This window comes from Paenibacillus sp. Root444D2, from assembly GCF_001426375.1.
Taxonomy (GTDB): Bacteria; Bacillota; Bacilli; order Paenibacillales; family NBRC-103111; genus Paenibacillus_E.
Genome location: NZ_LMEO01000016.1, coordinates 1 through 19,963, shown reverse-complemented (window position 1 = coordinate 19,963; position 19,963 = coordinate 1). Strand labels below are relative to the sequence as shown.

Annotated in this window: 19 protein-coding genes; 5 read left to right on the top strand and 14 right to left on the bottom strand. The window is 46.5% G+C overall.

What is annotated here, in order from left to right; genetic code table 11:
• Window positions 1-1,141 precede the first annotated feature (1,141 nt).
• Entirely contained in the window at window positions 1,142-1,777 is a 636-nt protein-coding gene (locus ASD40_RS11680; RefSeq protein ID WP_057303464.1) for a LysE family translocator, read from the bottom strand.
• Window positions 1,778-2,052: 275 nt separating this feature from the next.
• Between ASD40_RS11680 and ASD40_RS11675 the strand changes: the two genes are divergently transcribed.
• Window positions 2,053-2,736, top strand: coding sequence for a Crp/Fnr family transcriptional regulator (locus ASD40_RS11675; RefSeq protein ID WP_057303463.1), 684 nt, complete (start codon window positions 2,053-2,055; stop codon window positions 2,734-2,736).
• Window positions 2,737-2,758: 22 nt separating this feature from the next.
• Here the strand turns inward: ASD40_RS11675 and mutY are convergent, their stop codons facing one another.
• Entirely contained in the window at window positions 2,759-3,883 is a 1,125-nt protein-coding gene (gene mutY / locus ASD40_RS11670; RefSeq protein WP_057303462.1) for an A/G-specific adenine glycosylase, read from the bottom strand.
• Between the two features lie 99 nt (window positions 3,884-3,982).
• Here mutY and ASD40_RS11665 point away from each other — a divergent pair, with 99 nt between their 5' ends.
• Window positions 3,983-4,651 carry a hypothetical protein gene (locus ASD40_RS11665; RefSeq protein WP_057303461.1) on the top strand — a complete coding sequence of 223 codons (669 nt, stop codon included), beginning with the start codon at window positions 3,983-3,985 and terminating at the stop codon, window positions 4,649-4,651.
• Between the two features lie 13 nt (window positions 4,652-4,664).
• Window positions 4,665-5,141 carry a c-type cytochrome gene (locus tag ASD40_RS11660; RefSeq protein WP_057303460.1) on the top strand — a complete coding sequence of 159 codons (477 nt, stop codon included), beginning with the start codon at window positions 4,665-4,667 and terminating at the stop codon, window positions 5,139-5,141.
• A 7-nt stretch (window positions 5,142-5,148) separates the two neighbouring features.
• Here ASD40_RS11660 and acpS read toward each other — a convergent pair whose 3' ends face one another.
• Window positions 5,149-5,535: a holo-ACP synthase gene (gene acpS, locus ASD40_RS11655; protein ID WP_057303459.1), complete on the bottom strand. Its 387-nt coding sequence runs from the start codon at window positions 5,533-5,535 to the stop codon at window positions 5,149-5,151.
• 233 nt (window positions 5,536-5,768) lie between these two features.
• Between acpS and ASD40_RS11650 the strand changes: the two genes are divergently transcribed.
• Window positions 5,769-6,746, top strand: coding sequence for an aldo/keto reductase (locus ASD40_RS11650; protein WP_057303458.1), 978 nt, complete (start codon window positions 5,769-5,771; stop codon window positions 6,744-6,746).
• Between the two features lie 64 nt (window positions 6,747-6,810).
• Here the strand turns inward: ASD40_RS11650 and nadE are convergent, their stop codons facing one another.
• The 11 genes from nadE to ASD40_RS11595 form a co-directional block, all read right to left on the bottom strand.
• On the bottom strand, window positions 6,811-7,620 hold the full coding sequence (gene nadE, locus ASD40_RS11645) for an ammonia-dependent NAD(+) synthetase (protein ID WP_057303457.1): 810 nt from the start codon (window positions 7,618-7,620) through the stop codon (window positions 6,811-6,813).
• 173 nt (window positions 7,621-7,793) lie between these two features.
• Window positions 7,794-8,231: a BrxA/BrxB family bacilliredoxin gene (locus ASD40_RS11640; RefSeq protein ID WP_029194512.1), complete on the bottom strand. Its 438-nt coding sequence runs from the start codon at window positions 8,229-8,231 to the stop codon at window positions 7,794-7,796.
• Window positions 8,232-8,352: 121 nt separating this feature from the next.
• Window positions 8,353-8,739 (bottom strand): DUF3905 domain-containing protein, encoded by a 387-nt coding sequence (locus ASD40_RS11635; protein WP_235549229.1) that lies wholly within the window; start codon window positions 8,737-8,739, stop codon window positions 8,353-8,355.
• A gap of 17 nt (window positions 8,740-8,756) precedes the next feature.
• Window positions 8,757-9,644 carry a prolipoprotein diacylglyceryl transferase family protein gene (locus tag ASD40_RS11630; protein WP_057303455.1) on the bottom strand — a complete coding sequence of 296 codons (888 nt, stop codon included), beginning with the start codon at window positions 9,642-9,644 and terminating at the stop codon, window positions 8,757-8,759.
• A gap of 66 nt (window positions 9,645-9,710) precedes the next feature.
• On the bottom strand, window positions 9,711-10,592 hold the full coding sequence (locus tag ASD40_RS11625) for a polysaccharide deacetylase family protein (protein WP_057303454.1): 882 nt from the start codon (window positions 10,590-10,592) through the stop codon (window positions 9,711-9,713).
• A 301-nt stretch (window positions 10,593-10,893) separates the two neighbouring features.
• Window positions 10,894-11,874, bottom strand: coding sequence for a substrate-binding domain-containing protein (locus ASD40_RS11620; RefSeq protein WP_235549228.1), 981 nt, complete (start codon window positions 11,872-11,874; stop codon window positions 10,894-10,896).
• Window positions 11,875-11,883: 9 nt separating this feature from the next.
• Entirely contained in the window at window positions 11,884-13,674 is a 1,791-nt protein-coding gene (locus ASD40_RS11615; protein ID WP_057303453.1) for a cache domain-containing sensor histidine kinase, read from the bottom strand.
• Window positions 13,671-15,287, bottom strand: coding sequence for a response regulator transcription factor (locus ASD40_RS11610; protein WP_057303452.1), 1,617 nt, complete (start codon window positions 15,285-15,287; stop codon window positions 13,671-13,673). Before ASD40_RS11610 ends, ASD40_RS11615 begins: the two co-directional genes overlap by 4 nt.
• A gap of 106 nt (window positions 15,288-15,393) precedes the next feature.
• Window positions 15,394-16,428 (bottom strand): ABC transporter substrate-binding protein, encoded by a 1,035-nt coding sequence (locus tag ASD40_RS11605; RefSeq protein WP_057303451.1) that lies wholly within the window; start codon window positions 16,426-16,428, stop codon window positions 15,394-15,396.
• Window positions 16,429-16,486: 58 nt separating this feature from the next.
• Window positions 16,487-17,491: an ABC transporter permease gene (locus ASD40_RS11600; RefSeq protein WP_057303450.1), complete on the bottom strand. Its 1,005-nt coding sequence runs from the start codon at window positions 17,489-17,491 to the stop codon at window positions 16,487-16,489.
• A gap of 20 nt (window positions 17,492-17,511) precedes the next feature.
• Window positions 17,512-19,014 carry a sugar ABC transporter ATP-binding protein gene (locus ASD40_RS11595; protein WP_057303449.1) on the bottom strand — a complete coding sequence of 501 codons (1,503 nt, stop codon included), beginning with the start codon at window positions 19,012-19,014 and terminating at the stop codon, window positions 17,512-17,514.
• 334 nt (window positions 19,015-19,348) lie between these two features.
• On the opposite strand from ASD40_RS11595, the gene ASD40_RS11590 reads away from it, so the two are divergent.
• Entirely contained in the window at window positions 19,349-19,678 is a 330-nt protein-coding gene (locus tag ASD40_RS11590) for a hypothetical protein (protein WP_057303448.1), read from the top strand.
• Window positions 19,679-19,963 lie beyond the last annotated feature (285 nt).

Below are 19,963 nucleotides of genomic sequence, written 5' to 3'. Positions count from 1 at the left end.
AAAATCCAATGGCTTATGTAAACATGAGGTTGCCAAGCAACAAATAAGCGCGAAAACCGCGCTTTCAGCAAGAGGTCGGTGAGCTGATGCTCGTCGACAGTGTCTGAGAGGTCGGAAATCGACTTCTCAGATGACCGTCACGCGCGTCCGTACTGTGAAAGGGCAGAAAACGCGCTGATGCTCGTCGACAGTGTCTGAGAGGTCGGAAATCGACTTCTCAGATGACCGTCACGCGCGTCCGTACTGTGAAAGGGCAGAAAACGCGCTTAATCGTGCATGCCCGAACAAATAAGCGCGAAAACCGCGCTTTCAGCGAGAGCTCGGTGAGATGATGCTCGTCGACAATGTCTGAGAGGTCGGAAATCGACTTCTCACCTGACCGTCACGCGCGTCCGTACTGTGAAAGGGCAGAAATTGCGCTTAATCATGCATGCCCGAACAAACAAGCGCGAAAACCGCGCTTTCAGCGAGAGCTCGGTGAGCTGATGCTCGTCGACAGTATCTGAGAGGTCGGAAATCGACTTCTCAGATGACCGTCACGCGCGCCCGTACTGTGAAAGGGCAGAAATCGCGCTTAATTGTGCATGCCCGAACAAATAAGCGCGAAAACCGCGCTTTCAGCGAGAGCTCGGTGAGCTGATGCTCGTCGACAGTGTCTGAGAGGTCGGAAATCGACTTCTCAGATGACCGTCACGCGCGTCCGTACTGTGAAAGGGCAGAAAACGCGCTTGATGCTCGTCGACAGTGTCTGAGAGGTCGGAAATCGACTTCTCAGATGACCGTCACGCGCGTCCGTACTGTGAAAGGGCAGAAAACGCGCTTAATCGTACATGCCCGAACAAATAAGCGCGAAAACCGCGCTTTCAGCAAGAGGTCGGTGAGCTGATGCTCGTCGACAGTATCTGAGAGGTCGGAAATCGACTTCTCACCTGACCGTCACGCGCGTCCGTACTGTGAAAGGGCAGAAAACGCGCTTAATCGTACATGCCCGAACAAAATCACCCTGCGGTTGAAGAATACACTTATCCACAACTTTATCAACATTTTATCCACAGAAGCAGAAAATCATAATTTCCTCAACAAAAAAGCGACCCCAGAGGGGTCGTTTTTGGATTGGCTTTATTTTATTAACATATAAGATTTACTGAGGAGCCTTGGTTTGAAGCAGCTTTAATCCCATTCCAATAAAAATAATGCCCGTTATTTTGTTTAAAACCGCGCCAATCTTTGCGCTTCCTCTTACTTTTTTTGTAAGGTGTGAAGAAAAATAGGCAATAAAGAGACACCACAGCAATCCAGTGAACGTAAATGTAAGCCCTAGAATAATAAATGGGATAGGCCCAGAAGCCTTTTTGTCAATAAATTGCGGGAGAAAGGCAATGAAAAATAAAGAAACTTTCGGGTTCGTAAGACTGGTCACAAGCCCTTGCATATATATTTTACTTATTTTTTGTTTGTTGGACTCAGAAGCAGCACTAAAGTTTACATTTGATTTATCAAGTAACATTCGAATGCCAAGATAAACTAAATAGATAACTCCAACTATTTTGATGATATTGAATAGGAGAAGCGACTTTGTAAGTATGATGGATAAACCAAAAGCAACTAGTAATGTATGGATTAAAGAGCCGCTAATAATTCCATAAACCGAATAAATACCCGCATTTCTCCCCTGCGAAATACTTCTTCCCACAATATACATGGTGTCTGCACCAGGAATAAGATTCAGAAGAATTCCAGTTAGCAAAAATACCTCGTAATTAATTATTCCATACATATTCGCACCCCCATCTTTTTTAAGATTTTATCATATTAAGGCAAGTTGTAAATAGACAGATTTTTAATTTTCAAACACAAAGCCCTCCCCGTACATCACGCGCTGGAAGTTCTTTACGCAAACACCAGAAAGCTGTAGGATATAGACATGGTCAAGCTGATCCGAGGGCAACATCGCGATCTCCCCTTATGCCTTGGCTTTTCCCTAATACAGGTGAATCCGGCATCTGGCGAACAGCTGGTCGTTTAATATGGCCGAAATGAGATGAATACCTGGTGAAAACAATCGTTTCTTTACTCCAAAATGTCCCCTTATTTCAAGAGCTTTCGGAAGAAGATCTACAGGCAATTGCCCCTTTATTCACAGAAAAAAAAGCAAAAAAGGGCGGAATTCTTTTTCTCGAGGGTGATGAAGGCGAGGAATTATTTCTAATTAAATCAGGTGTCGTGAAAATTTATCGCTTGGATGAAGCCAAGGAAATTATTCTAGCTCTGTTTCGCGATGGGGATTTTTTCGGTGAAATGTCCTTGATAGGCAGCGGTCATACTCGGTCAGCAACCGCCGAAACGATGGAGTCTTGCACACTTTATGTCCTTAAACGTACGGTATTCACTCAGTTCATGGAAAAGAGCCCTAAGCTATGCTTAAAGCTCCTAGAAACCACGATGGGACGACTGCGTCTGGCCAATGATCAAATCTACGACCTTACGTTCTTAGGGGTTCGCTCTCGTATCATGAAGACTATTATCCGTCTATCCGAGCAGCATGGTGTTCCTACACCGGAAGGTCTTCTGATTAATGTAAAACTTACACATCAGCAGCTAGCTAATATGGTTGGCACTGTGCGAGAGTCTGTAACCAAGGTGCTGCAGGAGCTCCTCGATGACGAACTTATACAAATTGATAAAAAGTTAATCACATTAAGAAATGTGGATGCCATTAAGAGTGAGATTCGATAAAAAAAAGAGAAAGCGGAGGAAGTTACTCCTCGTTTCTCTCCTGCCACTCTTTCATAATCCGTATAAAAACGTTCGGAAAAGCGTATTGATCGAGCTCGTCCGGGCCTACCCAACGATAATGAAAAGGGATCCATTCCCCTCCAGTACTTGGGCGGTTAGAGTTGCTTAGCTTAGCGCGGTATACTTTCATTTTCCAAACAATATGACTGAAAATATGTTCGGTATCCATGAACCACTCGTTAGGCTCAATACCGATTTGTTCCTGATCCACAAGGGCTTGACGGAGCTCACTCCTATTATCCTCATCCGTATTCCATCCTTCAGACTTCCACGCCACATGCGGCAGCTCCCACATACGAGCGAGCAATCCCTCTTGCGGCCGCTGCCTGATCAACCATTTCCCTTCGTTCTCACCTGTACCTTCTATTAAAGCCACTGCACGCAGTTCAGGACGCGGAGGTTTGGCTTTCTTTTTGATGGGCAGGGCTTCTTCCATACCAGCTTCCCGAGCCGAGCAATGCGCCATAACAGGGCACGTCAAACAGTGCGGTGAACGAGGCGTACATACCATTGCCCCAAGCTCCATAAGCGCTTGATTGAAATCACTTGCCGTACCTTCTAAAATGAGTTCGCGTGCCAACTTCTCCATTTTGGTCCGGGTTGCAGGCTTCATAATATCTTCTTCAATTAAAAAATAGCGTGACAGTACTCGCATAACATTGCCGTCCACGGCAGGTTCAGGTTTATTATAGGCGATGCTGAGGATCGCTCCTGATGTGTAGGGGCCGACGCCTTTGAGCGAGGAAATCTCTTCTTTATTTTGGGGGACGATACCATTATAACGCTCGTGAACTTCTCTGACTGCCGTTTGAAGATTTCTTGCACGCGAGTAATAGCCGAGCCCTTCCCAAGCTTTGAGTACGTTCTCCTCTGGCGCTGTAGCCAATGCCTCAACCGTTGGAAATTGCTCGACGAAGCGATGGAAATACGGAATCACCGTATCCACCCGGGTTTGCTGCAGCATGACTTCGGAAATCCATATATAATAAGGGTTTTTGCTTCTTCGCCATGGTAAATCCCGTTTATGCGTTTGGTACCAATCCAATAGATTTTTGGAAAAATAAACTTTCTGTTCTTCGCTGTACATGAGCTCTCCTTCTCTATGGGGCACGTTCCAGTTATAATGAATGAATGGACATGTTTCCATTATACGAGAAGTGTGGAACATAAAACTAGAGGTGAATGTATGCAAAACTCAAAACAAACAGGTTTGGCAAATACGAATCAGAAGGACTTGGAGAATAAAAAGCAGCAGGACTTGGAGAATAAAAGAAAAGCCTGGATCGGTCAAGCTAACGCATTAATCCCGCTTCTATTCATTTGGGGTGCGGAATGGATGTTCAGCGCACTTGTCGATTTTGCGATTTATTGGCGCGACTTGGATTGGTTGAAGCAAGCGGCTTTTATCACAGCGGTTGTGGCCAGCTTGATTCAGATATGGAGCCTGCGCAAGGAATTTAGGGCTGACTCTGCTGAAGGCGCGCGTGAAAGATCAACTGGCTTGGATGGACATGCAGGCGCGAGGTCAAATGCTGGTGAGCGCAGCGGCTGGGGACATCCAGCGCTTCTAGTGCTGCCTGGAGCGATGCTCATTGCAGCCGTTGCCCTGCTCGAGGCCATTGGCGCTGTTAGCCCGCTCTTCGCTCCAGTGCTTCGAGCGTTCATTCTCGCCATCGGGTTCGTGCAGGTTGGGCTCCTGCTAGGTAGACCGCTTGTTTACCTTGGCTTGTGGCTTTTCGCCTTGTCTGCCCTGATGGGCGTATGGTATTTAGGTTACTCCGGTGTTGTATTGGAAGGAATGGGCGGCATTAGCCTTATTCTAAGCGGTTATATGCTGCGAATTTGGGGACGGTAGGAGGAAGCTCACTATGGAACAAAGCAAAAAGGCTTGCACTCGCGCAAGCCTGAACGAATATCGGATGCCGGAGGATAAGCAATCCGGCATAACATCTAGACCGCCGCTGCAAGCAGTACGGCGGTTTAGAACCATCGGCGCGCTCATCATTGCGCCGATGGTTCTAGCGCTGGCCGCGTGCGGCGGCGGTACTTCGGGTGGCAGCGCCGCCACGAAGACACCGGCAGCAACTGCGGCCGCCGAGAGCAACCCTGCGTTCGTGAAGGCGCAGGAGCTCTTCACAACGAATAAGTGCATCAGCTGCCACGGCGTTGATCTTGCTGGCAAAGTCGGACCTAAGACGAATTTGCAAAAGGTCGGCAGCAGACTGAGCAGCGAGCAAATCGCGAACAAGATCAAGAATGGCGGAGGCGGCATGCCCGTCTATAATACCAAGATTTCCGAAGAAGATATCGGACTTCTATCCGAGTGGCTCAATTCGAAGAAGTAGTCGCCGATTAGACTTTCTCCACAATTGCATAGGCGGCAGCCATCGATTCCGTATGGGTTATGCTAATATGGATGCGGTGGCTGCCTATTAAGCCTGCCCGCAGCAGCGCTGCCTCGTTCACACGGCATATCGGTTTGCCAAGTTCATCCGGCAGCACCTCGACGTCTTGAAAGCCAATTTGCTTGCCGATGCCGCAGCCAATCGCTTTGACAATGGCCTCCTTAGCAGCAAAGCGGCCAGAAGCAAACTCAGCAAGCCGGCCACGCCGTCTCTGCGCCAACTCTCTCTCCTGAGGCGTTAGAATCCGCTCAAGAAACCTTTCACCCGTCGAACCCTCTAACATTTTGCGAAGCCGTGCAATTTCAACTAAATCCATTCCGACTCCAATAATCATAGACACCTAAGCCCCACTTTTCTTGCAACGTTGTGCGTACAATTTACATGATTCCTTGCTTGCGGTCAAGGGGGAGTAAGAGCTTGTCTGTACTTGCCCCTAGTCTATCCTTGTTCATTCTTCTCCCCCAACGCTTACTTCGAGGTAAGTAAGTTACACTATTTTCAGCTCTTATGCCGAGCCTCGACTAGGGGTATACTGGGTATAGATTTAAATGCTGGGAGGCCGACATAATGAGAATCATGCCACTTGAGAAACGTGGAATATCGAATAGCCGAGTTGTCTATGGATGTATGGGAATTGGCGGGGAATGGAATTCGACTCCTTATACAAAGGAAGATTACATCATCGCTGAAAAAGCTGTAGAAGCTGCATTGTCGATTGGTATTACGATGTTCGATCATGCTGATATTTATAAAAAAGGCAAATCCGAATCTATTTTCGGAGAAATCCTCAAAAAAAGACCTGATCTGCGCGACCAAATCATTCTGCAATCCAAATGTGGAATTCGTCCTAGTGACGGAGTGCTTCCAACTCGCTTTGACTTCTCCAAAAGCCATATCATAAGCTCGGTTGATGGGATTCTACAGCGTCTTGGTGTGGAACATCTGGATATTCTCTTGCTTCATCGTCCAGACCCGCTTATGGAACCGGAAGAGATTTCTGAAGCTTTTAATCAATTGAGGTCAGCTGGAAAAGTGCGTCATTTCGGTGTTTCCAACATGTCATCCGCACAAATTCGTTTCATTCAAAATTCATTGCCAGAACCGCTCGTTGTGAATCAATTGGAAATGAGCCTAGCCCGTCTAGACTGGCTGGATCAAGGCATTTCAGTCAACCAGAAGGCCGGCTTGGACACCAATTTCGCAGACGGCATCATGGAGCATTGCCAAATGCAAGACATTCAAATCCAGGCTTGGGGACCTCTTGCCAATGGAAAGTTCTCTGGCGGCAGTCTCGATGACGCGCCTGAAACTGTGAGACAAACAACGGCTCTCGTGCAGACATTAGCCGACAAATATGAAACTAAACCGGAATCCATCGTGCTCGGATGGCTCATGAAGCACCCTGCTCGCATTCAACCGGTTATCGGTACGTCTTCCGCCGATCGCATTGTCGCTTGCAAAGACGCCGTGAGAATAGCCGAATCCCTGACTCGCGAAGAGTGGTATACCCTCTATACGAGCTCCCGCGGCCAACAGATGCCATAGAATCGTTCACGATAACAACCCCCGACCTCTTTGGCCGGGGGTTGTTTTATGTCTTTGCGAAGCCCTATACACCCGGGATCGGGATTCGTTTATGCTCCGTTTTCAAATATTGCTTCTCCAGCTTCTCCTGCACAGCCGGATCAATTTGCTTGCCCTCGAGATAGTCACTGTTATCTCCATATGTAATACCCAGTTCGTTCTCGTCCGTCTGGCCGTCCCAAAGTCCGGCTGTCGGAGCTTTATCCAACACGCTTTGCGGTACGCCAAGCTTCGAGGCCAATGAACGCACTTGACGCTTGTTCAGCGTGCTCAGCGGCGTAATGTCGACCGCACCGTCGCCATATTTGGTAAAGAAGCCAGTGATCGCTTCAGATGCATGGTCTGTCCCTACAACGATCAGGCCAAGTTCAAAAGCAAGTGCATACTGCATAACCATGCGTGTCCGCGCTTTGATGTTGCCTTTGCCGCCGCGGCTTACATGCTGATGAACACCGATATGCTTAAGACCATACTCGACTTCAATGGCGATTTCGTCAACGGCCTCTTCAATATTATTCTCGATTTGATATTTCAAATCGAAGGCTTTGGCCACCGCGTAGCTATCCTCGATATCCACTTGCTGACCGTATGGCTGAAACACACCGACGGTTTTGTACTCTTTGCCCTTCTCGGCCGTCAGCTCGTCCGTCGTTTGCTTGCATAAACCCGTAGCTACAGCACTATCGATGCCGCCGCTGATGGCAATCAGCAGGCCGTTTGCGTTCGCACCCAATACATAGTTTTTCAGAAAGTCCACACGTTTGCGGATTTCTTCATCCACATTAATCTCCGGCTTAACGCCGAGCTTCGCGATAATTTCGGTTTGCAAACTCATGCATCTCTCCACCTTTTCTATAGTTTGAAACCATTCATTCTTTAAGATTTAGTATAGACTTTCATTCCTGAAATTTCAAAGGCAAATCCATCGGACATGGCTTCAAAAAGCAAAAAGACCCCCTTGCAAATACTGCAAGGCGGGCCTTTCCGAATTCTACTTAATGCTATTTATTATTTACAGAATTCATTGAAGGCACTAATTAAGTCGCCAGCAATCATATCCGCGGAGCGGTCTTCGATTTGGTGACGTTGAATGAAGTGAGCGAGTTCACCATTTTTGAATAATGCGATGGAAGGGGATGATGGCGGGTATGGCGCTAAGAATTCACGCGCTTTCGCTGTTGCATCCTTCTCTTGTCCAGCGAACACGGTGTATGTGTATGTTGGCAGTGTATCGTTTTGAAGTGCTTTGGCTACACCTGGACGGCATTGGCCGGCTGCGCAACCACAAACGGAATTGACGACTAACAGCATCGTGCCATCCTTCGATTTTTCAATCGCTTCTTCTACTTGCTCTGGTGTAAGAAGCTCTGTAATACCCAGACGAGTCAAATCTTCTCTCATCGGTTTAACCATATCTTTCATGTAAGAATCAAAAGACATTGCCATATGTGCCACCCCTTAGGATTTATTAGTTACTCTCAAAACGTAATCGTTACAACTTATATTATACATCCGATAGCCGTGAAAGCAAAGTCCAATGTCCCAAATAGAAATAAAGCGAAAGCTTTTACGCTTCCGCTTCATCTTCCTTCTTCTTTATCGATTCCTTGTACGGATCATAAGAAACATCTTTATCCGGATGCATGAAGATACCGCTTTGCGGTACGATACCTTTTTCAAAATATTCGCGATTCTCGGCACTTTGGAACCCAATATCCTTAAAAGGATGAACCCATTCATCTCCGGCCATGACCGCAGGGTCGGTCTCAGCCGTCCACTGCTCTAGCGGTGAATTGTCCGATTCATACTCATGGTCGCCGATGACGACGCCATGCTCATTTTCAAAAGCTTCTCGCGGACCGCGCCCTTGTTCAAACTGAGGGAGAAATTCAATCTCGAACGGATCGAGATTGCTTTGGTTCTGATTGCTTTGTACTTGAGCTGATTTGGCCATCTTATTCTTGTCTTGACTCATGTCGAAGGTCGGTTGGGACCGTCCAATTTCTTATCAACAAAGCCCTCTTTCCCTGCAGGTGTTGCGGACTTCTCGCGCTCTTGGTTTTGCTGTTCTTGCTGGATTTGCGTCTTGGAATCGTTTTGACTCATTGCACTCAGCTCCCTTCTGCTAGTATTATGTGTCAAAACGGGGAGAAGCATTCCAATGATAAGCATGAATAGAAACAATAGCTGCGCTAAGCTAAGATACAGCAATGTCGGTTTAGCTGCAGCAAAAAAGCTGGTCAGCATCCCTGCCGTGCCCCCGTACAAAAGCAAATATTTGAACAGTACGCCTTGTCCAAGCGTCTTCTTCCGCGGCTCTATAACATGCTGCCAAATAAGGAGCGGCACAAGAAGCAGCGAAATATAAGCGTGATAAGGATGAAAACGAGATACCGTACCATCGACTCCTATACCCCAAGGTACCGCTGTAGCCAGCCCATATGCTGGAATCAGTGCGCAGAATAGGAAAACAGCACCCGTTATTCCAATTGTTATAACATCCAGCACAAGGAAGAGTGGTATTCGATTTTTTCGGATTTGGTAGTACATGTAGATACAAGTAATCAGCACACCTAAAGCAATCTCCGTGCCCGAGCCAGACACCATAAGCAGCTTTAATGGATTATTCCACAATAGGGATGGCTGCGTGACAATGCCCCCTAGCTTCCAAGTCAGTAAAACGATAATAGCACTGTTAAAAACAAGATCCTCAATAGGCTTGGCAATCACGATTTCGGTGTCTTTCAACAAACGTTGCGTTACTCTCCGGATTAGCCATAATCCCAAAGCACAAGCTAGCAGCAGCGCCAGTAATCTTCCTTGCAGTTGAAACGGTCCAATCTGTAACACATCAGGCATAGATAACGCCAGCCTCTCTCATTCGACTATCTTTATCGTAGTCAAAGTAAGAGGTATCTGCAACTGTTATGGTTCCAAGAATTGGAACGTGAATGAGGATTTCTTCAATTTTTCAAAATGAAAGCCGGCTGCTTGCAGCTTTTTGATCACGATAGGCAGCGCTTCTAAGGTTGTCGTCTTGTAGGTGTTATCGTGCATCAGCACAATAATGCTCTTCTTGCCGCGGCTTGCGCTAAGCACGGAGTCGATAATCATTTCCCTGTCTTGCACAGGAGCTGCCGCATCCGTTGAGCTCACATTCCAGTCGAAATACTGGTACCCCTCCTTTTTTACCACGCTAGCTACTTTACTCATAATCCCTCTGCCTCCTGGCTTCCAGCTCAAGTGATTATTCGACCCTCCAGGAAATCGCAAAATATCTGGACGATAACCGACCGTTTCCTCCAAGAGCTGATCCAACCTATGCACATCCTTCATGAATGCCTCAGGTGATTTATAAATACGATTATAGTCATGTGAGTATGTATGATTCCCTAGAACATGGCCTTCAGCGACGATTTGCTTATAAAGCGCCCTCCCCTCGCTCGTATCCGCGCCGACAACAAAAAAAGTGGCGGTGACACCGAATCTTTTTAAAATATGAAGTATCTTGCTCGTACTCTCAGAGGGTCCGTCATCGAAGGTGAGATAGGCAATTTTGCCAGAAGAAGAGATATGTGGAGGTCCCGTGTATGAATGCTGCGTTTCCACGATTTCGTCGTCTACGTAAGTCGCTGTGGAAGGTGCGGATGTCTTCCCTGTTCCAGCTGGTGAAAGCTGCAATGTCTCGATGGATACTGATTTCGGGTCCTTCCTTTTATGTAATTCTGGTGTCGAGCATCCAATTAAGCTGGACCCACTCAGAAACATCGTCACAAGTAAACCTGTAATCCGAATCATGCTACCCATTCTATGTCCCCCCCTGTTCGATCCTAAAACCCGCTTGCTCCAGAAGGAATAATCACTCCTTTAGATTCCGTTCTTATTATGGCTTCCTTTGCTTTCGACATTAAACCCAATATTTCCCGGGAAATTTGTAAAAGTTCTGTTTTCTTCGTCTAAATAACATAAATAAGCGCGAAAACCCGCTTATTCTGGAGCCCCCGAACAAATAATGGATAACCTTTGCATACCACCAAAGGCAAATCGTATAATTTCGAATATGTCGAAAAAGCCCCTCACAAGGAGGAGCTTCTTAATAAAACACTTTCTATTTCTCAACGAATGGAAACAGCAGCTTTTGATTTTCCCTCGTATACATATTTTCTTTCGTGATAACCTCCGAGCCTGTATCTATGGATGCTTTCACATTTTCCCCATCGTAAACCTGCAGTGCTGTTTTCACCGCTAAATATCCCATGTTAAATGGCTTTTGCACAATGGTTGCTTGCAGGATCCCAGCCTCCAGGAAAGCAATTTCATTCATCGAGCTATCGAAGCCGACCAGCTTAATGTTATGCTCTGGATCAAACTCCTTCAACGCCCTCGCAGCCCCTATCGTAGAAACCTCATTCAATCCGAAAATGCCGCGAATATCCTTATGTTCGGCAAGGAGATTTTTCGTTTGCTCATACGCTTTGTCTTCAGAACCATTACTATATAACGTATCTAAAATCTGTATGGAAGAGTCGTTCTGCAAATGGTCTCGCACCCCATTCTCTCTATCCAGCTGGGTTGTAGATCTCTTGACAAAACTGACGATCGCATAGGTTGCAGGTCCCTGTACATAGCGTTTCATCGCCTCCACTGCTTTGCTCCCTGCTGCATAGTTATCAGTTGCAATCAAACTAGTTGAAACACCGCCTTCCAGACCGGAATCTACGGTAACTAGCGTAATGCCGGAGCTAATTACTCTTTGAGCAACAGGCACTAGCCGGTTATAATCCGTTGCCGCCAAAATGATGGCTTTCGGCTTCAATGCGATCGCCTCTTCCACCAACTTGATCTGCTCATCGATGTCTGATTCGGACGGCATACCCATCACTTTCACCTCCGTATTGTACTCTTTGGCCGCAGCAGTCACGCCTTGGTTCAAAACCCGCCAAAATTCCACGTGAGGATCGATCGTCTTGGGAAGGAGGATAAGCGGCCTGTCCTTAGCCTCTATGCCCTTTGACACGATGAGGTACGCGGTCGTCATGAGCAGGACCAGTATGACTGCAATCGCTACGTAGCTTGCTCTAATTTTCAACTTCACACCTCAATTCTCGCTATCGTCATGGACAGGGGGTATGGCCGGAATTCGTACGGTGACCGTCGTGCCCTCTTCCAGCTCACTCTCAAATTGCAATCCGTACAGCTCCCCGAAATAAAGCTGGATGCGATGATTCACGTTGTGCAAGCCGAAGCCTTTGCCTGACTCTGTTTGACGTGTTTTGAGCATCAACGTTTTCAATTTCTCTTCACTCATCCCAACACCGTTATCCATGACCTTGAGCTCAATAACCCCTTCGATTCTGCGTCCCGTGATGCGTATATGACCGCGTTCCGGTAGATGCTTCATTCCATGGTATATGGCATTTTCAACCAGAGGCTGCAAAATAATCTTCAATATTCGACAGCTAAGAATGTCCGATTCTACCTCGACCACGTACGTAAATTTATTCCGATAACGGATGTTCTGAATCGTCAAATAATTCTGAATGTGCTCCAACTCAACCGCAATTGGAATGAGTTCTTCCCCTTTGCTAATGCTCGAACGGAGGAGTTTGGACAAGGCTGAAGTCATCGTAACCACTTCATCTACCTTGCCCATTTCGGCCATCCAAATAATGGAATCCAGTGTATTGTACAGAAAATGGGGCTGAATCTGCGCCTGTAACGCTTTTAGCTCACTGATTCGTTTGACCTCCTGGTCTTTCAAAGTTTGGTTCATGAGCTCTTTAATTTTACTGATCATTAGATTAAAGGTTCGTGACAATTTACTGATCTCATTCGCACCTTCCACATCGACACGAATGTCGAAGTTGCCTTTTTCCACCTGCTTCATATGGACTTCCAGTTGTTTAATCGGCTTGGTTAGGGTGACAGACAGCAAAATGGAGATCGCTAAGGCAATAATTAACGAAATACCGCCCCACATCGCCGAAGTCAACTGCATGTCCTTCTTATTTCCGCTTAGATCCCCAGCGTAAGTAACCCCAACAATTTTCCAGCCAAATTTCGTTGTACGGACGGTGTAGATTTTGCTTTGCTCATTTTCTTGTGTATGGAAAGTGCTGTCTTTCGCCTGTAAAAGGGTTGGAATATCCTCTGATTTCAGCCCCGAGTAGATAAGCTGCTGCTGAGGATGATAAATCAGATCGCCTGCTTGGTCGAGTATGAAGACGTACCCTCTTTGCCCTAGCTGAATTTGATTGCACAAATCATTAATGACGTTATAATTCAAATCGACCAATAGGACACCGCTTGCCGCTCCAGGCAATGGATTTGGCATTTGCTTACTGATCGACACGACCCATTTGTACTCATCTTTATATAGGTGCTGAACGTGTGAGGGAGAAATGGCCACATCACCATTGTCTCTATTAGCCTTGCTGTACCACTCTTGCGTAATTAATTCGGCATATGATTTGAAATTTGCATCCATGCGTTCCGATACAATGGCCCCATTGGAACCCGCAAATACGATGGATGCGATATCATTTCGAGAAGCAACAATGGCATGAAAATAACTGCTGATCTGACTCGCCAGCTGCTCTCCCTCTGTTCCCTTAGGGTTTTTCAAAGCCAAGTAACGTTTCAAATCAGCGTTGCTTAGCGATAGAGCAGATATACTTTCCATGTTCCCAATGTAGGTCTGGATATTTTTGCTTACTTGCTCGATAAGCTGCTTGGTATACTCCAATGAAGTATCCGTAACGGCAACGGTAGAGAGACGGTAAGCACTGTAGCTTAGGATGATGGTTGTGCAAAGAATTAAGCATGAAAAAGCCAGTGCAATCTTTGTATGAATGCTTTTGAATTGAATAGGACGCCGCCAGGTTCTCATAGGCTCGGCTGACCTTTGTGCGCTGATCTGAATTCTTTGGGGGTCATGCCTGTATTTCTTTTGAAAATAACGCTAAAATATTGCGGATCACTGTAGCCAACCTTAGCGGCCAACTCGTAGGTTTTGAGCTGCGAAGCAGCGAGCATTTCTTTGGCTTTATCCAAACGGTATCGGGTCACGTACTCGACGAAAGTCTCGCCGGTATGCGGTTTGAACAAAGCGCTGAAGTAGCTCATGCTCATATAAATATGATTGCAAACCTGCTGAAGCGAGAGCTGTTCATCCGCATAATTCGCATGAATGTAGGCGACCGCGGCTTCCATTTGGGCTTGAGACACTTTGGTTCGTTTCTCAGCCAGCAAGTCCATGAGTGCAAAACAAATTTCCTCTAACCAGATCCGCACATCATCTAAGGTTTTCCTCGCATATAACTGCATGAAAGAATGATCGCCAAGCACCGCAGCTTCTTCGAAACCAGTCTCCACCAATACATTCATTAACGCGACGAGCAGTTTATTCAGTTTGCCGTAGCATTTATCCATCGAGCAGTTGCCCTTCTTCATTTCGTTGATCCAATCTTGCAGCGTAACTGTTACGACTGTCTTTTCACCTGTTTTGATGGCAGAAATCAATTTCTTCTCCATATGGATGTAACTAAGATTGTCCAGGCTGCTCCCAAATTCCATATCCCCAATCGAAATGATCCGATTCGTCCCTAGCAAAAATCGGTAATCCAGCGCAGAAAGCGCTTCCTGAAATGCTTTTGGCAGGTCTGACAGATCGCTGTAAGTGCGACCAATTCCCATCGTTACCGTCATGCTCAAATATTTCTCGATGCTGTGCCTCACATGTTCGGCAAGTGTTTGGCAGGTCAATTCGATTCTTTCTGAATCGCCAGAAAGCAGTGCGACAAGCTTGTCATCACGCGTTCGAAACACGATGCCGCCTTGTTCTTTCTCCATGATTTCATGAAAAATGTTGTAGGCTGCAAAGCGTAACAACTCCTCCTCAGCCACTGGGTCACTGTAGAACTCACGGTGAAACTCATCAATATCAAGAGCAAGTACCGTTAAACTGGGACCGCTCAAAGAAAGTCCAAACATCTGGAACTTGCGTTCAATTTCATCTCTTCTCATGCAGGAAGTAACTAACCGTTCAAGAAATCGCTCTCGAAGAAGAGGCAGGCTTTCGTGAAACTGATGACGGAGAAAGGTGACGTCTTCCCTCTGTTTACGCTCCTCATCCAGTTCTAGCCTTAACTTATGAAGAAATTCAGTAAACTCTGCGGAGTTGATCGGTTTCAGCAAATAATCTTTGACCTTGAGTTTGATAGCCTGCTTCGCATAATCGAAATCCTCGTAACCGGTTACAATAATAACTTTAACATCCCGGTAATTCGCGGCAATTAGCTCTGTCAGTTGAAGGCCGTCCATGAACGGCATGCAAATATCTGTAATGACGGCATCCGGCTGCAGACTATCCAGCGCCTCATAGGCATCTCTGCCATTATCAAAATCACCAACCAGTTGGAAGCCGCAGGCCTCCCAATTCGTCTTCCGCTTGATGCCTTCTCTGACTTCATCTTCATCATCAATCATGATGATTTTGTACATTATGGGTCACCTCTGGCGAAATCGAATTAAGCTCTATGTGTATTGTACACAGCAGTTTTATAAAAAGACAATAGAGGCTGCCCGTATGGGCACAGCCTCTTTTTTCCTATTCGTAGAGCAATGGTTTGATATCAGCAGCATCAATGTTCGTTTTGTCGTACCAGTGGAACCCTGTATCGATTGATTTAGGAACCGTTTCCCCTTTAATCGATTGAACGGCTGCTTTCACTGACCAGTATCCAATGCCGATCGGATCCTGTGTAATGGCACCTGCCATCTTACCGCTGCGGATCGCTTCCATTTGCTGTTTGCCGGAGTCGTAGCCAATGATCGTGATTTTGCCGTCTTTTTTCAGCTCTGTCACTGCATTGATTACACCGATCGCGGATCCCTCATTCGCACCGAAGAAGCCTTTAATATTCGGATGAGCTTGGATAATGGCTTTGGCCAAATCCGTGGATTTGAGTTGATCGCCTCCGCCGTATTGCGTATCAACAATTTTGATATTTGGATATTTCTCTTTGATCCGATTCGTGAAGCCATCTCGGCGATCAATGCCCGTGCGGCTCGTTTGGTCATGCACGACAAGGGCAATCTCACCTTCGTTGCCGATTAACGCTGCCATTTTGTCCGCTGCCAGCGCGGCTGCAGCTTTGTTATCGGTGGCGGCTGTCGTTACCGGAATGTCGCTGTCCACACCGGAGTCAAAGCCAATGACAGGTATTTTACCTGCTTTTGCCTTCTCCAGCAGCGGCGTAGCCGCTTTACTGTCCAGCGCTGCGAAAGCGATGGCTGCTGGCTTTTTGCCCAGTGCAGCCTGAAGCATTTCAATTTGCTTATCCACTTGCGACTCCGTTTCCGGACCTTCGAACGTTATTTCTACATTAAATTCTTTGGCGGCTTTCTCAGCCCCCTGTTTAACGGCTTGCCAGAATTGGTGCTGGAAGCCTTTGGAGATGACCGGAATATAAATTTTATCCGATTTTGCTGCCGCAGGCGCCGCAGTTGTTGATGCGGCTGGTGCAGCCGTTGTTGCTGCTGTTTTCGTATCCGTCGTTTTGGCACCGCATGCCCCAAGTACTATCGTTGTTAATAATAATAGCGATGATGCTACCGCAAATTTCTTCGTCCGTTTATGCAATCTCAATCTCCCCTTACTTAGTTTGTTGTATGTGACTCCGATTTGGAGTGAAATACCTCTATTTTTTGCGACGTCTCATCATATCCGCGTAGACCGCCAGTACAACGACAACACCTACAATAACCGTCTGCCATTCTTGTTTAACAGATAAGATTCGCAGCCCGTTCGTGAGTACGCTCATAATGAGAGCACCGATGACGGTTCCAAGAATGGATCCTTTGCCGCCGCTTAAGGAAGTGCCTCCGATGACCACTGCAGCTATCGCTTCCAGCTCATAACCTGAGCCAAGCGCGGGTTGAGCAGAATTAAGGCGGGAGGCCATCATAATACCGGCGATACCACTGAACACGCCAGTCAGCGAGTAGATGACAATTTTCCAATAGTCAACATTAACACCGGAAAGCCTCGTGGATTCTTCATTACTTCCAAGGGCAAAGTTATAGCGTCCAATGATCGTCTTCGATAAAATAATGCTGGCGATAATGGCGGCGCCGAAGAAGACGAGAATGGCATTCGGAATTTCGAAGCCAGGAATGATTGAATTAAGAATGGACCCCATCGAAATCTGCGAGAATGCCGGCGTATCGTTAAAATAGATCGGCTTCGTCCCTGAGATGACGAGAGAAAGTCCTTTGGTCACCATCATCATTGCTAGCGTTGCGATGAATGGCGGAATTTTCATCTTCGCAACGAGAAGCCCGCTGATGAGACCGCAAATGGCTCCTGTGGCAATGCCCCCGATAATGCCAAGCGGCATCGGTAAATGCCACGTTGTGATGATGACTCCGGCCATCACCGACGAGAAGGTCATGACGGTTCCGACGGCCAGATCAATCCCAGAGGTGATGATAACGAACGTTGAACCTAGAGCAAGCACGCCGATAACGGCTGTTGATAGCATAATGGCTACAATGTTATTGAATTGAAAAAAATTACTGGAAGATACCGAGAAGATAATAACCAGCATAATCAAGCTGGCGAATGCCAGCAGCTTCTGTGCAGCGCCGGTTTGACCTGATATCGTGGGTACTATTTTTTTACGTACAAGCCATGTTGACATCATGATTCCTCCTAAGACATCCGCTAACTGATTCGCATCGTAGCGTATTTCATAATCGCTTCCTGGGTGGCGTCCTGTTGACGAAGCTCACCGGTAATCCGTCCTTCGCACATGACCATGATGCGATGGCTCATTCGCAATATTTCGGGCAGCTCCGACGAAATCATAATGATCGATTTCCCCAGTGCGGCTAGCTCATCCAGCAGTTTATAAATCTCCGTTTTCGCGCCAACATCGATACCTCGCGTCGGCTCATCGAAGATGAGAATGTCGCAGTCCCGCAGCAGCCATTTACCGATAACGACCTTCTGCTGATTACCGCCTGAAAGAAATTTAACTTGCTGATGAATGCTCGGCGTCTTGATTTGAAGCGCTTCCACATAGTGGGAAGCTGACTGATCAATTTTACCGTCTTGCATCCACCCGAGTAGACGTCTCGCTTTGCGATAAGAGGCAACGGCGATATTCGTCTTCACGTCCATATCCACCATGAGCCCATAACGTTTACGATCCTCTGATAAATAACCGATTCCATGTTTCACGGCATCATGCGGGGCTTTGATCTGCACCTTGTGCCCGTGGATGCGTATGTTGCCCGAGTCAATCGCATCTGCGCCAAAAATGGCCCTCGCCACTTCGGTACGACCAGCTCCCATGAGACCCGCGAAGCCAAGAATCTCGCCTTTTGCCAAATGAAAGGAGACGTCTTTCACCGCAGAACCGCGGTTCAGATTCGCAACCTCGAGCACTCTTATCTCTGAAGCATCAACGGTAGTCTGCTGCGTGCTGACGTAGAGTTCGCGACCAACCATCATCGCTATGATCTGATCGATGGTCGTATCTTTCGTCTGTACCGTATCGATATAACGACCGTCACGCATGACGGTGATGCGATCGGTAATTCGCTTTAACTCTTCCATCCGGTGAGAAATATAGACGATGCCTACCCCGCGCCCGCGCAGCTGTTCGATGATTCGAAACAGCTCCTCAATTTCAGCATTGGTGAGTGCCGCCGTCGGCTCATCCATGATGAGCACTTCGGATTGAAATGACAAAGCCTTGGCGATTTCCACCATTTGCTGCTTGGCGACTGTCAGTTCCGACACCTTCGTGCGAGGATCGAGCTGAAGATTCATTTCGTTCAGCAATTGCTGTGCCTGATCGTTCAGCTTCCGATCATCGATGAACAGCTTAATTCCCTTTCTCGGCTCGCGCCCAATAAATATATTTTGGGCAATCGTCAAATCCGGCATTAAGTTCAGCTCTTGATGAATCATCGAGATGCCAAGCTGCTGAGCCGCTCTCGTATTGGGGATGTTCACTTCCTTGCCTTTCAGGATAATTCTGCCTTCATCTTTCTGATAGACACCCGTGGCAATTTTCATTAACGTAGACTTTCCGGCGCCGTTCTCGCCAACAAGCGCGTGCACTTCTCCGGCTGCCAACTCCAGACGACATTGATGGAGGGCATGCACACCAGGAAAATGCTTCTCAATTCCTTCCATCCGGACCAGTGCTTCACTCATGACCTCACCTCGTGTTTCGTTTTAACATTTCGTGCTTATGTGCTTATTCTATCTGCAATCTGCTGGAAAAAGAGTGGATAAATCTCTTCAAAAAAGTTGAAAATCTTATGATTTTACTGATGCCACTGCTCCAAGAGCAGAAGGATGTCCGGCAATAAGGTTGTCCGGATTAAATTTTCCTTTTGGACAATTTTGAAAACCATAAACGATAATAAAAAAGGCTTGACTGATCCAAATAGAGTTGTATTTTGTGCAACATTATGCAAACAAATCCGCGTAATCGCTGCAATTGTTGTAAAAAATACAACAATTCAGCTAAAAGTAGCTCTATTGGATGAAAAAAGGAAAAATTGTTGTTCTCCATACAACATCTTTAGCTTGGCGAGAAAAAACCAACAAAATTGTTGTACGTTGTACAACTTACCATCAAATAACTCGGGGAAAGACAGAACAACTACCTTATAATTCCTCTTCTCCACCAAACTTGAACCCTGTAACCTGCAGCCAGTTTCCGGAGAAGGAAATCAGAAACCAGAAATCAGCAAACCACAACCAGAAACCAGAAACCAGAAACCAAAAGCCGAAAACAAAAGCCGAAAACAAAAAACCGAAAACAAAAAACCGAAAACAAAAACTAAAGACTAAAACCAAAACTAAAGATTAATACCAAAACTAAAGATTAATACCAAAACTAAAGACTAAAGGCTAAAATCAAAACCAGAAAATCAAATCAGTCACCGGATGAAAATTCATTCATCCACAATCTCAATCAACAAAATCCAATTAAAAGGTTGAAAAGAAGTAAGCTCCACTCCCTATAAGCCAATTTCAAAAAAAGAAGCCCCTCACATGAGAGCACTGCAAAAGCCTTACTTTTGAACGAAGTGGATCTGCCAAATGGAAAAAGCATGAGATAAAGAAAAAAAGCAGTTCGTTCCTCATCAGAGGG